The sequence below is a fragment of the Hoeflea sp. IMCC20628 genome (genome assembly GCF_001011155.1).
Classification (GTDB): domain Bacteria; phylum Pseudomonadota; class Alphaproteobacteria; order Rhizobiales; family Rhizobiaceae; genus Hoeflea.
The window spans coordinates 4,300,912-4,312,970 of record NZ_CP011479.1; the positions used below are offsets into that span (position 1 = coordinate 4,300,912).

At 58.7% G+C, this 12,059-nt stretch carries 11 protein-coding genes; 1 reads left to right on the top strand and 10 read right to left on the bottom strand.

What is annotated here, in order from left to right; genetic code table 11:
- Positions 1 to 7: 7 nt before the first annotated feature.
- Entirely contained in the window at positions 8 to 1,402 is a 1,395-nt protein-coding gene (locus tag IMCC20628_RS20130; RefSeq protein ID WP_047031676.1) for a leucyl aminopeptidase family protein, read from the bottom strand.
- 143 nt (positions 1,403 to 1,545) lie between these two features.
- On the opposite strand from IMCC20628_RS20130, the gene IMCC20628_RS20135 reads away from it, so the two are divergent.
- Complete coding sequence (locus IMCC20628_RS20135; RefSeq protein ID WP_047031677.1) at positions 1,546 to 2,346, top strand: tetratricopeptide repeat protein; 801 nt, start codon at positions 1,546 to 1,548, stop codon at positions 2,344 to 2,346.
- Between the two features lie 251 nt (positions 2,347 to 2,597).
- Here the strand turns inward: IMCC20628_RS20135 and IMCC20628_RS20140 are convergent, their stop codons facing one another.
- The 9 genes from IMCC20628_RS20140 to IMCC20628_RS20180 all read right to left on the bottom strand — a co-directional run bounded on the left by IMCC20628_RS20140 (position 2,598) and on the right by IMCC20628_RS20180 (position 11,701).
- Positions 2,598 to 3,611 (bottom strand): type II secretion system F family protein, encoded by a 1,014-nt coding sequence (locus IMCC20628_RS20140; protein ID WP_047031678.1) that lies wholly within the window; start codon positions 3,609 to 3,611, stop codon positions 2,598 to 2,600.
- 13 nt (positions 3,612 to 3,624) lie between these two features.
- The gene (locus IMCC20628_RS20145; RefSeq protein ID WP_047031679.1) at positions 3,625 to 4,635 is read right to left on the bottom strand and encodes a type II secretion system F family protein; all 1,011 of its coding nucleotides are present in this window, start codon (positions 4,633 to 4,635) and stop codon (positions 3,625 to 3,627) included.
- A 12-nt stretch (positions 4,636 to 4,647) separates the two neighbouring features.
- Complete coding sequence (locus tag IMCC20628_RS20150) at positions 4,648 to 6,156, bottom strand: CpaF family protein (RefSeq protein ID WP_047031680.1); 1,509 nt, start codon at positions 6,154 to 6,156, stop codon at positions 4,648 to 4,650.
- Between the two features lie 25 nt (positions 6,157 to 6,181).
- Positions 6,182 to 7,468, bottom strand: a complete 1,287-nt coding sequence (locus IMCC20628_RS20155; RefSeq protein ID WP_047032816.1) for a CpaE family protein — start codon at positions 7,466 to 7,468, stop codon at positions 6,182 to 6,184.
- Between the two features lie 45 nt (positions 7,469 to 7,513).
- Positions 7,514 to 8,209 carry a CpaD family pilus assembly protein gene (locus IMCC20628_RS20160; RefSeq protein ID WP_047032817.1) on the bottom strand — a complete coding sequence of 232 codons (696 nt, stop codon included), beginning with the start codon at positions 8,207 to 8,209 and terminating at the stop codon, positions 7,514 to 7,516.
- A 14-nt stretch (positions 8,210 to 8,223) separates the two neighbouring features.
- Complete coding sequence (locus tag IMCC20628_RS20165; protein ID WP_082128255.1) at positions 8,224 to 9,762, bottom strand: type II and III secretion system protein family protein; 1,539 nt, start codon at positions 9,760 to 9,762, stop codon at positions 8,224 to 8,226.
- Between the two features lie 8 nt (positions 9,763 to 9,770).
- Positions 9,771 to 10,580 (bottom strand): Flp pilus assembly protein CpaB, encoded by an 810-nt coding sequence (gene cpaB / locus IMCC20628_RS20170; RefSeq protein ID WP_047031681.1) that lies wholly within the window; start codon positions 10,578 to 10,580, stop codon positions 9,771 to 9,773.
- A 300-nt stretch (positions 10,581 to 10,880) separates the two neighbouring features.
- Entirely contained in the window at positions 10,881 to 11,396 is a 516-nt protein-coding gene (locus IMCC20628_RS20175; protein WP_047031682.1) for a prepilin peptidase, read from the bottom strand.
- 116 nt (positions 11,397 to 11,512) lie between these two features.
- On the bottom strand, positions 11,513 to 11,701 hold the full coding sequence (locus IMCC20628_RS20180) for a Flp family type IVb pilin (RefSeq protein WP_047031683.1): 189 nt from the start codon (positions 11,699 to 11,701) through the stop codon (positions 11,513 to 11,515).
- Positions 11,702 to 12,059 lie beyond the last annotated feature (358 nt).

A 12,059-nucleotide genomic window follows, 5' to 3' on the forward strand; every position in this document is an offset into this window, starting at 1 on the left:
GTTGATCTCAGGCAGGATGCCGTTTGCTGATCACATCAAACAGGGCCCGGATGCCCTGGGCTTCGCCGCCCATCGGGGCATGCGGCTTGTCCTTTGGCGACCAGGCGAAAATATCAAAATGCACCCAGTTTGTTCCGGGCGCCACAAAACGCTTGAGAAACAGTGCGGCCGTGATCGAACCGGCAAATCCGCCCGCCGGCGCGTTGGTCAGATCGGCAATCCGGGCTTTGACATCAGCTTCATAGGGCTTGTAGAGCGGCATCCGCCAGAGCGGATCGACAACCGCTGTCGACGCCGTTGCGAGGTCTGCGGCCAGTTGATCGTCATCGGTATAAAATGGCGGAAGATCGGGACCGAGCGCGACACGCGCTGCACCTGTGAGCGTCGCCATGTCGATGAGCAGGCCGGGATTGTCCTCGCAGGCGAAGGTGAGCGCATCTGCCAGCACCAGGCGTCCCTCGGCGTCGGTGTTGTCGATCTGGACGCTGAGGCCCTTACGGCTCATAAGCACATCGCCGGGCCGGAAGGCCGACGCCGAGATCGAATTCTCGACCGCCGGGATGAGCACCCGCAGATCGACCTTCAGGCCGGCGTCCATGATCATCATGGCCAGCGCGATCACATTGGCGGCGCCGCCCATATCCTTCTTCATGTTCAGCATCGAAGCGGCCGGTTTGATATCAAGACCACCGGTGTCGAAGCAGACCCCCTTGCCAACCAGGGTGAGTTTCGGTGCACCCTCCTGACCCCAGCGCAATTCAAGCAATCGTGGCGCCTCCTGAGCCGCTCGGCCGACCGCATGGATCATCGGAAAGCCCTGGGACACGAGCTCATCGCCGGCAATGACACTGACCTTGGCCTGGTAATGTGCACCAAGTCCGCGGAAGGCCGCTTCCAGCGCATCCGGCCCCATATCATTGGCGGGCGTGTTGACCAGGTCTCGAGCCAACCCCACCGCCGTCACCGTGCGCCTGATGGCATCGGCATCTGCATCGTCGGGTATCACCAGCCGTGGACCTTCCGGTGCCGGCTTGCGGTAGCTCTCGAACCGGTAGGCGCCCATGCCGAAAGCCAGCGCCATCCTATCGCCCGGGATGGGCGAGGCGGCAATGTGCCAATCTCCCTTGGGCAAAACCCGTGCAAGCTTGCCGCCTACCAGCGGATGGCAGTCACCCTCCTCGCCCAGCCCGAACAGCGCGCCCGAAAGCTTGCCCTGGCTGTCGGGCACCAGCAGCACTGATCCCTCAGCGGCCTGAAAGCCGGCGGATGCCGCCCAGGCTGACGCCGCTTCTTCCAGCTTTCCGTGGTCCATATCGGCCCGCGACACCGCCCAGATGGGCAAGGTTTCAGCAGACTTCGGCGCGAAGGGCGACGGTCGATCAATGTGGGCATAGGGCGACATTGTTTCTCCTTTGGCTCTCCGCAAAAGGGACGCGGAGAATCAGACGTTAACTCTTGATTAGGGTTAACAGATTATTGCTTGAACGAAGACTGCGGCGCCACCCCTACCGGGCCGCCACGCACCTCAATTTACGGGACCAGGCCATGTCAGCGACCCCATCACGTGCACTCCTACCCCGGCGGCTGCTCAGCGCAGTCTGCATTGCCGCGCTCGCTGTCTCGCTTGCGGGATGCGCTTCCAAGGGCAGGCTGACCACCGGGTCGATCCCGTCGATGAACAAGCCGCTTGAGACCATGAACGCGACCGAGTTGCATTCCGCAGCCGCCAGCATCGGCAGGGTTTATGACAAAAACCCCAAAGACGCCGCTGTCGGGATGAAATACGCGTCCGTCCTGACCATGGGCGGCCGATCTGAACAGGCGCTTGCCGTGATGCAGCAAGTGGCGATCCACAATCCGACCGATCGCGCGGTGCTTGCGGCCTACGGCAAGGCGCTTGCCGGCGCAGGCCAATTCGACAAGGCGCTTGATGCCATTCAACGGGCGCAGACCCCGGACCGTCCGGACTGGCAGCTGTTGTCGGCGGAAGGGGCCATTCACGACCAGATGGGCGATCCCGACACCGCCCGCGCGCGCTATCGCAAGGCGCTGGATCTGCAACCCAATGAATCCTCGATCCTGTCCAATCTCGGCATGTCCTATGTCTTGCAGGGCGACCTTAAAACCGCGGAATCCTATCTTGCTTCCGCCATCCGCCAGCCCGGTGCGGACAGCCGGGTTCGCCAGAACTTGGCGCTGGTTGTTGGCCTGCAGGGCCGCTTTGCCGAAGCTGAAAAAATCGCCGGCGCAGAGCTTTCTGCGGAACAGGCAAGCGCGAACGTGACTTATCTGCGCGCCATGCTGAGCCAGCAAAACGCCTGGAACAAGCTCAAAGACACCAATTAAGGGGTAAGCCACTTCGCGCTCACGCCACACTGATCCATCCATGCAAAACGCCACGTTCAACTGAGCGTGGCGTTTTTTTGTTCGGGCATCTGGTGTTTTATTTGCGGGTCAACTGATGAAAGTCTGGGGCGATCGGCTGCTTTTGCCGCCAAAACGCCGCGCTTCCGATTGGATCGCGTGGCGCTGTCGGTTTATCAGATATGTGCGCCATCCCCGGCTTGTCATCCCGGAGATGGATAACTTCAGGCGGCCTATTGCGGCATGCCGCCAGCGAAATTGTCCGCCACCTGGATCGCTGCTGGTCCGAGAATAACGCCGATGAGCACCGGCAGAAAGAACAGGATCATCGGGACAGTCAGCTTCGGCGGCAAGGCTGCGGCCTTCTTCTCTGCTTCATTCATGCGCTGATCGCGGCTTTCTGCTGCAAGAACGCGCAAGGCCTGTGCAATCGGCGTGCCGTAGCGCTCGGACTGGATCAACGCCTGGGTGACCGACTTGACCGTATCGAGGCCCGTTCTGTTGCCCAGATTTTCAAATGCCACGCGCCGGTCCTGGAGATAGGACAATTCGGCAGTTGTCAGCACGAATTCCTCGGCCAGTGCAGTGGATTGCACCGCGATTTCCTCGGCCACGCGCTTCATCGCGGCCTCGATGGAAACCCCGGATTCAACACATATAAGCATCAGGTCAAGGGCGTCGGGCCAGGCAAGCTTGATCGACGCCTGGCGTTTTTTGGACTGATTGGAAACAAACATGTTGGGCGTGTAGAAGCCGACATAGGCACCAACGATGCAGGCCAGGACTCTCACGGTGAAAGGCTTGTCAGTCAGGTTTTCCAGAACGAAGACGTAGACAACCGTGCCGGTGAGAAAAATGAAGGGCAGCACGAACCGCGCCAGCAAGAACATGTTGAGCGAATTCTGGGTGCGATAGCCGGCCGCGCGCAGCTTGGCGACCGTGGCTTCATCTGCCAGCGCATTCTTCAGGTTAAGCTGCTCGACAATGCCGCGCACGGAGGCGTTGTTGTGAGACCGCAGCCCGGCACTCTTGGCGCCTTCGCGCGACTGCTCGGCGTTGAGCCTGGCGCGTTCCCTGGCGCGGATTTCATCGCGCTCAAGTGCTGCGGACTTCATCCGCGCATCAAGGTCGCCCCGTTCAAAATAGGGAGCCATGATGGTGAACAGTGTGGCGAAGACCGCCACGGACACGAGAATGGGGACCAGATAGGCCGGATCAGTCAGGGAAGACGCAATATCAGATAGCATGGTTCATCCGTCCCTAAATATCGAAGTTGATCATGTTGCGCATCACCATGATGCCGATCGACATCCAGATTGCCGATGCGCCAAGAATGAGGTGGCCGCGCGTATCGGTGAAAAGGATCGTGATGTAGTCAGGCGATGTCAGATAGACCAGCGTGGCCACAATGAATGGCAAGGCGCCGATGATGGCCGCCGACGCTTTTGCCTCCATCGACATGGCGTTGATCTTGGCCTTCATCTTTTTCCGGTCACGCAGCACCCGCGACAGGTTGCCAAGGGCTTCGGACAAATTGCCGCCAGCCTGGGCCTGAATGGTGATCACGATGGCGAAGAAATTGGCTTCAGAGAGCGGGATGCGGCTGTAGAGCCGGGTACAGGCCTCCGGTACGGTCATTCCCATCTGCTGTGCTTCAACGATGCGCTTGAACTCGGCGCGGACTGGTTCCTGGCCTTCGGACGCAATCATCCGAATGGCGTCATTCAGTGGCAGACCGGACTTGATCGACCTGACCATGATGTCCAGCGCATTGGGAAATTCGGTCAGGAATGCCTTCAAACGCCGACCGCGCAGAAAACCTATGGTCCAGCGCGGAAACCCGGCGCCAAAAATGATCGCCACGCCGGCCGCAACAAGAGGACTGCCATAGCCGACGAATGCGACCAGACCTGTGACAGCGCCCAGAATGAGAGAGAATATGTAGAACTGCCGGATCGAAATACCGAGCCCCGCCTGAGCAATCAGATCCTTCAGGGGTGGTGACTTGCGGCGGTCGTTTTCCTTGTTTTTCTCTTCCAGCGTCTTGAGCGAGTCCTGGACGGATTTGCGGCGTTTGTTGACTTCATTGAGCCTGTCGCGCGCCGCGGTCGCCTTGGACCGGTCGGTTTCAGCCGATTTGACCCGTTTGACGCGGTTTTCAGCCTTCCGATCGTCCTCGATCCGGCTGTAGAGCACGCCATAGCCCAAGGCACCCGCCGCAAGCGCGACCAGCCCTATGATGGCAAGTACCACTGTATCCACACCAAACACGCGACTTACTCCTTACGAGGTCATTTTTTCCATGGCGTCGAGCGAGGCGGCAAGGCGCTTGTCCTCGCCATAATAACGGGCACGATCCCAGAAATGCGGCCGGCCGATGCCGGTTGAACGATGTTCGCCGATAATGTTGCCATCGGCGTCTTCACCCGACATGTCGTATTTCATCAGGTCCTGGGTGATGATCACATCACCTTCCATGCCGATGACTTCGGTAATGTGGGTGATGCGGCGCGATCCATCGCGCAAGCGGGCGGCCTGAATGACCACATCCACCGATCCTGAGATGATTTCGCGCACGGTCTTGGCCGGCAGCGTAAATCCGCCCATGGCGATCATCGATTCCATACGGCTCAAACACTCGCGCGGGCTGTTGGAGTGGATCGTTCCCATCGAGCCGTCATGACCCGTGTTCATGGCCTGCAAGAGATCGAACACCTCCGGGCCACGTACCTCACCGACTATGATCCGCTCAGGCCGCATGCGGAGACAGTTCTTGACCAGATCGCGCATGGTGATCTCGCCTTCGCCTTCAATGTTGGGCGGGCGGGTTTCGAGCCGCACCACATGCGGCTGCTGCAGTTGAAGCTCGGCGGAGTCTTCGCAGGTGATGATCCGCTCGTCAGGATCGATATAAGCCGTCAAACAGTTGAGCAGCGTGGTTTTACCAGAGCCGGTACCGCCCGAGATCACCACGTTGCAGCGCACCCGGCCGATGATCTGCAATACGGCAGCTCCCTCGGGCGTGATCGCACCGAACTTGACCAGCTGATCAAGGGTCAGCTTGTCCTTCTTGAATTTACGAATGGTCAGCGCAGTGCCGTCAATCGCCAGCGGCGGTGCGATGACATTGACGCGGGAGCCGTCGGGAAGGCGGGCGTCACATATCGGGCTGGATTCATCCACCCGGCGGCCTACCTGGCTGACGATGCGCTGGCAGATCGACAGCAACTGGCTGTTGTCACGGAACCGGACATCGGTTTCGAGCACCTTGCCGGCCACTTCGATGTAGGTCATGCCTGCGCCATTGACCATGATGTCGGCGATGTCGTCGCGAGCCAGCAAAGGCTCCAGCGGGCCATAGCCCAGAACGTCGTTGCAGATATCATCAAGCAGTTCTTCCTGCTCGGCGATGGACAGCGCAAAATTCTTGATCGTGATGATATCATTGACGATATCACGGATTTCTTCACGCGCGCTTTCGGCATCAAGCTTGGCCAGCTGCGACAGGTCAATCGTGTCGATCAGAGCCGAGAAGACCTGGCTCTTGGTGTCGTAATAGGCTTCGTTGCGGGATGACTTGCGCTTGGCCTGAGGCTCCTCGCGACGCGGCGCGGCCTGCTGCGTGGGCTGCGGAGCAGACGCGGAGGCCTTGGCGTGTGCCGGCGCTGGAGCCGGCGACGACGCCTTGACTGCCGGGGCGACCGCGACCGGAGCTTCGGCACTGACCGATGGCTTGGCTGCCGGGGCGAGCGGTGGCTTACCCGGTGCGTCATTGCTGCGTTTGCCGAACATGTTCAGTTCCACTCCAGACTTACGGTTACTTGCGACCCAACAGACCCATCAAAGACGACAGGCCGGCCTTCTTGCTTTTTTTCGCTTCCGCTCTTCCGGTCACGACATGCGCGATCTGAGCCAAGGATTCGGCGATTGGCGACTTGGCCGAGGATTCGGCTATCATCCGACCGGAATTCGCCGCTTCGCCGAACAACGGCGCATCGAACGGAATAATGGCAAGCGGTTCGATTTCCAGCGGATCGCAAAACACATCAGGCGCGATTTCCGGCCGCTTGGCCATTCCGACCTGGTTGAGGATCAGCATTGGCGGATGATCGTTGGGTCGCAGCTTGCGCAAGGTGTCGAACAGATTCTTGGTGTTGCGCAAATTGGCGAGATCGGGTGTTGCGGTGATGACAATCTCATCGGCGGCACAGAGCAGCTTGCGGGTCCAGTCAGACCAGATGTGCGGAACATCGAGGATCGAGACCGGCGCGTTGCGCTGAATGATGTCGAGAATTGGCAAGAATGCCCCGCCGTCAAAATCGTAAGTCCGGTCCAGCATGGAAGGCGCGGCAAGCATCGACAGATGCTCCGAGCATTTGGTCAGCAGGCGGTCCAGAAACACCTCATCGAGCCGGTCTGGCGAAAACACCGCCTCGGCGATTCCCTGTGTCGGATCGTTGTCAAAGTTGAGGTTCGCGGTTCCGAACGCCAGGTCCATGTCAGCAAGGATGACCTCGCTGGAAAAAAGATTGGAAATGCTCCAGGCACAATTGTGGGCCAATGTGGACGACCCAACGCCGCCCTTGGCACCGACAAAAGCGATCGACCGCCCAAGCGGCGCTGCGTCAGGGTCGACGAAAATCGTCGAGATCACGCCGATGACATCGGCCATCGAAACCGGAGCAACGATATATTCAGAAACACCATTGCGTACCAGTTCACGGTACAAAGACACATCATTGACGTGCCCGACGACAACAACCCTGGTATCGGGATCGCAGACGCCGGCCAGTTCACCCAGTTCTTCCATCAGTGTCTGGGCGTCGGCGCGAGTCTCGAGAATCAACAGGTTGGGCGTCGGTGAGCCGGCAAACATGTTGGCCGCGGCCGAGACTCCGCCGGAATTGATACGCAGATTGACCTTGGCCATGCGCCGATCCTGGGAACAGCGTTCCATGGTCTTGGCCAGACCTTCGGATTCAATGAAGGCATGCACAGAGATCCGCGGCAAGGGCCGGACGCGCTCGAAGTCGCCGCGCTCCTGAGCGTTCTCGCCCTGCTCTGGCTGCTGTTCCTGCTCAAGCTGGTAATCAAGGTTGGTCATTGCATTGTCCTGCTTCAAAAAGCGCGTTGCGATTCAGCCTGTTCATTAGTTTCCGAGACCCGCACCGCTTGTTCTGTAGGTTTCAATCACCGCTGAACGCCGTTCAGCATCAATCGGAGTCATGCCGCGGGGCGCGATCAGATCACCCGGATTGGCAATCTGGGCGGCCAGGTTGTTCTGGCTGGCACATCCGAAATTGGCCCAATGCTTGTTCTCGGAGGTGTTGCCGAGCATATCCTCGGGCCAGCGCCCGCACTCGCCGGTAGAAGCAGTGATGGCCATGAAAGCGATGCGGATCGGTGCAGCATCATCCGGCGAGGACACCTGATATGGCGACGACAATATGCGATCTCCGGGGACGCCTTCCTTGCGCAAGACATCTGCCACCTGAGTGGACAGAACCGAAGCAGCGCCGGCATTGGCCGAACCGACCGGAACCATGATGCGGATGGCGCCGGATGCGCCCGACCGGTAGTTTTGTGCCGCACCGCGGATGGTCTCGCGCATCGATATGGTCAACTTGCGGTCACCCGTTGCAATGGGAAGGTCGACCGTGCGCTCCTTCTCCGCGATAATGATCGGGTGATTGGTCCGGTAATCGTCAGGAACAGCGCCGACGGTAACGCTGCGGCCTGGCCAGCCGGCGCAGCCGGATAGCAGCGAAACGGCGACCAACAACGGCAGGGCCGCCCGGAACGACCGGAGATCAGGATTAACGGAAACTGGGATCTTGCTAGACATGGTGAGGGTCCTGATCATTTGTAGATAAAACCGACGGCGCCGTGGTAGCGGCCTGGCGGCAATTTGGTTTCCATTCGGCCATAAACCCGGTTGACCCGGCCGAGGAAAAAGCCCGCGCCGTCGCCGGCTGCATTGAAATTGTCATCCGGACGGGCGATCTGGTTGCGAGCAACAGGTTTGACAATGTAGGGCGTGGCTATGATGACCAGCTCGGTCTCGTTGCGGACGAAATCACGGCTGCGGAAAAGCGTTCCCAAAACCGGAACCTTGGACAATCCCGGATAGCCCGACATCGCCTGGCGAATGTCATCCTTGACCAGACCGGCAAGCACAATTGATCCACCGGACGGCAGTTCCACCGAGGTTTCGGCCTCGCGGCGCTTGATTGACAGGCGAGTCAAACCGGAGTTGTTCTGTGCACCCTGAAGCGAGGTCGATCCCTCGAATGTCGGCTCCGACACTTCGGTGTAGACCTTGAGGGAAATTCGCCCCGGCGACAGCACAACCGGCGTAAAGTTCAACCGGATGCCGTATTCCACTTCGCGATCGGTATATGTGGCTTTACCGTCGTCGTCGTAGTCAACCGCATCACGGACCTGGAACTCGCCGCCAACATAGAATTTGGCGCTTTCGCCCGAGATCGCCGTCAAACTGGGTTCCGCCAGGGTGCGCATGACACCGGCCTGTTCCATTGCGTTGACATAGCTGGATATGGTGCGGCCGCCGACGGTCCCTGCCAGCGAGGCAAAGTTGAGACCGGTGGTCAGCGATCCCAGGTTGGCGGGGTTGTTATTGTAGAAGGCTCCGTTGCCGCCGGTGATCGACGAATTGAAGCCGAGCTGCTTGAGCACCTGCCGGCTGACCTCGGCGATGGTCACCTTGAGGGTCACCTGGTCTTCGCCATCGATCTTGAGCAGATTGACAATCTGGGATTTCTGACGGTCCTCGGCGCTGATGGCGGCGTCGCCGCCCTCGCTGGTCGCAGTTGTCAGACGCGTTGTGGCCTCGCCACCTGTCAGAAAGATTTCTGCCAGCCTTGCTGCCTGCGCGGCATCCTGCGGGGTGCGAACCGATCCGGTCAGGACAATGTTGTCGGAAATGATTTCGACCGTAATGTCGGAGTCCGGGAGAAAGCGGGCAAGGTGACCCTGCAGACCTGAGACATCGCGTTCGATTTCAAGATCGATGGCAACGATCTCTTCGCCGTTCGGGCCGAAAATGAAGATGTTGGTCTGGCCAACCGTCTTGCCGAACAGATAGAGCCGGCGAGAGGTGCGTGTGACCGCATCAGCAAGGGTCGGATCAGCAACAAGGATATCATGAGCATCGGTCGGAAGATCGATGACGATGGCCTTGTTCAGTCCCAGCTTGACCCGTTTGTTGACGCCGGGCCCGGTCTGTTTGATCGTGATGACGCTTTCAGCCGCCTGAGCAGAGGGCAGGAAACGGCCGCTTGACGGTTCCAGGCCTAAGCCCAGGACCACGGTTGTTCCCACCAGAGCAATGCTGGCGATGGATGACAGGAGCGATTTTGCAATGTGACGCACGTTCATTCTCCGCTTCAGTTGGTGGCGCCAACTTTGGTTATGGTGCCGGAGCGGATCAGCTGGATGGCAGTGGAGCCGTCTTCGCCGCTCAGTAGGTATTTTGCACCGTCGCTGTCAGGTTCCTGAACATCGGCGACGCTGCGCAAGGCGAGGGTCAACCGGTCGGCCATTTGCTGGGCAACGGTAATGATTTTTGCTTGTTCCGGCGTCAGCTCAAGGGTCGCCGTGGTTCCAACCGCTGTGCGGTTACCCTCGGCGTCTTGCTCGATCCGCTGGTCGATTGCCAGGATCCGGATGTTGGAAAGAATGACTTCCGTGAGAAATCCTTCCTCCGCCGTCTTGCGGCGCACCATGATCACGTCCACCCGGTCATTGGGGAGAATGAAGCCGCCGGCGCTGGTGGCCACCGATATCTCTGTCGCAATGGCGCGTTTGCCGGCAGGCAGAAGCGAAGACATGATACGGGAGGAGGAATCGACGATTTTTTCAGGCCGCAACGGTTCGCCGGCAAATATCGGCAGACGAACCACCGCACCGGTGAGCTCGGCGATCGCCTCCGGACGATTGTCCCGACGGACCAGCCCTTCGATGACGCCGTCTTCCGGCCAGCCTTTCCACTCCAGTGTTTCCTCGTTGAGACGTGCGCCTACCGGCAGGCTGGCGGTTGTCACCAGCACATCGATGGTCGGCATCTTTTCGATTACCGGCGCAGAGGCAATTTCATTGACCTGTACCGTGGGGGAGGTCAGATTCATGGCCAGATATCCAGCAAGTCCTGCTGCCAGGACTGCCACTGTCATTATGACGACGCGGGCGGGTTTCATGCTGTTTCCTCAAACGAGTATTGGATAGGCTCGCTGCAGAATGCATGTGTAATCGTGTAATTATGGTTAATGACCCGGTAGCAAACAGGGTTAACGCAAGATTGATTGGAAAAAGTTCAGCCTGCCAGGTCCTGATTCACCTGCGCAATCGCCCGAACCATAGGGCGCACACGCCGGAACTTGTCGCTACAAGAACTTGGAAAAGAGACGACTGCGGCACATCTAGCTGGATGCGCGGCGCTTTAAAACACCGGCCAGCGGCCGCAATCTGGAGCACCGTCCAACAAATCGAACGATGCCCTAATGCAGGCGAGCCAGCGCCTGGGTAAAGATTTCGGTGTCAGGAAAAGTGGAGAAGGCTGCCGCGCCAATGGCCACGCCATAGGGAATTCCGGCACGCGCCTTGAAAAAATGCATCGGAATCGGGACCGGCGAAATCAGGAGTACATTCTCATTGGCGCGGATCATCAGCACGATCAGGGCCAGAAAGCCGCCGTAAATGCCAGTGAAGCCAAGAAACGCAACCAGATCAATGTTGAAGCCGTACCAGAGCGCTGCGGCGCTGAGGATCTTGGCGTCTCCGCCGCCCATTACATTGAAAGCAAACAAGGCGAAACAACCGGCAAATACCGTTAATGCGGCGGCTAGAGACCAGCCGAATGTGACCAGGTCCATGCCGCTAAACGGAGCCACCACGAAAAATGACGCCGCCAATACGATTGGGACACGATTGGGGATTTTCATCGTCAGTATGTCAGAGAATGCCGCCATGGCCAGGCAAAGCGGAAAAATGACAAATATTGCGGCCTCGACCATCGGTTTGCTCCTGAGTTGCCTGGAACCCTAGCGGCAAGACATTAAAAAAAAGCAACGCGCATAAAAAAACCGCCCCGAAGGGCGGCTCTTGAAACGGAAAATCCAGTAGCGCGGGCTTACAGGCCCTGTGCGCCCTTGGCCGTATTCATCTTGTCGGAAAGGCCCTGGAACTGAGCATTGAGTGTGTTGCCCAGTGTGGTGGCGCCGGTGATGAGCGCGACCGAGATAAGCGCAGCAATGAGGCCGTATTCAATCGCTGTGGCGCCGGATTCGTCATTGGCGAAACGTTCAAAAAGGTTCTTCATGGGTTTGTTCCTTCATCCACTTGTATATTCAGCACTCCGCCAACTGCTTCGGCTGGTCGGATTTGACGATCATAGGAGCTGAGGTTTTCAAACTGCTTAAAGAACAAGGTGAACAAATACCTACTGGTCAGAAAAACCTGTTCTGATGAACAGGACGATAACAAGCAGCATGGAACCGGAGATACTTTCGACTGGCAGGATAGAAATGCAAAAAGCCGCCCCGAGGGGCGGCTGCTTAAATCGCAAAGGCTTCAGCGCCGCGCATCAAATCGGATGCTCAAAGGACGCCTTTAGCTCTTGAACCGATGCATGTACGATATCATCCAAATAAACTCATTCGACATCGACATGCATCAGG

What these genes read in the sequence shown, in the direction of transcription:
- IMCC20628_RS20130 (WP_047031676.1), bottom strand. Translation starts at nt 1,402, where the DNA reads ATGTCGCCCTATGCCCACATTGATCGACCGTCGCCCTTCGCGCCGAAG.
- IMCC20628_RS20135 (WP_047031677.1), top strand. Translation starts at nt 1,546, where the DNA reads ATGTCAGCGACCCCATCACGTGCACTCCTACCCCGGCGGCTGCTCAGC.
- IMCC20628_RS20140 (WP_047031678.1), bottom strand. Translation starts at nt 3,611, where the DNA reads ATGCTATCTGATATTGCGTCTTCCCTGACTGATCCGGCCTATCTGGTC.
- IMCC20628_RS20150 (WP_047031680.1), bottom strand. Translation starts at nt 6,156, where the DNA reads ATGTTCGGCAAACGCAGCAATGACGCACCGGGTAAGCCACCGCTCGCC.
- IMCC20628_RS20155 (WP_047032816.1), bottom strand. Translation starts at nt 7,468, where the DNA reads ATGACCAACCTTGATTACCAGCTTGAGCAGGAACAGCAGCCAGAGCAG.
- IMCC20628_RS20160 (WP_047032817.1), bottom strand. Translation starts at nt 8,209, where the DNA reads ATGTCTAGCAAGATCCCAGTTTCCGTTAATCCTGATCTCCGGTCGTTC.
- IMCC20628_RS20165 (WP_082128255.1), bottom strand. Translation starts at nt 9,762, where the DNA reads ATGAACGTGCGTCACATTGCAAAATCGCTCCTGTCATCCATCGCCAGC.
- cpaB (WP_047031681.1), bottom strand. Translation starts at nt 10,580, where the DNA reads ATGAAACCCGCCCGCGTCGTCATAATGACAGTGGCAGTCCTGGCAGCA.
- IMCC20628_RS20175 (WP_047031682.1), bottom strand. Translation starts at nt 11,396, where the DNA reads ATGGTCGAGGCCGCAATATTTGTCATTTTTCCGCTTTGCCTGGCCATG.
- IMCC20628_RS20180 (WP_047031683.1), bottom strand. Translation starts at nt 11,701, where the DNA reads ATGAAGAACCTTTTTGAACGTTTCGCCAATGACGAATCCGGCGCCACA.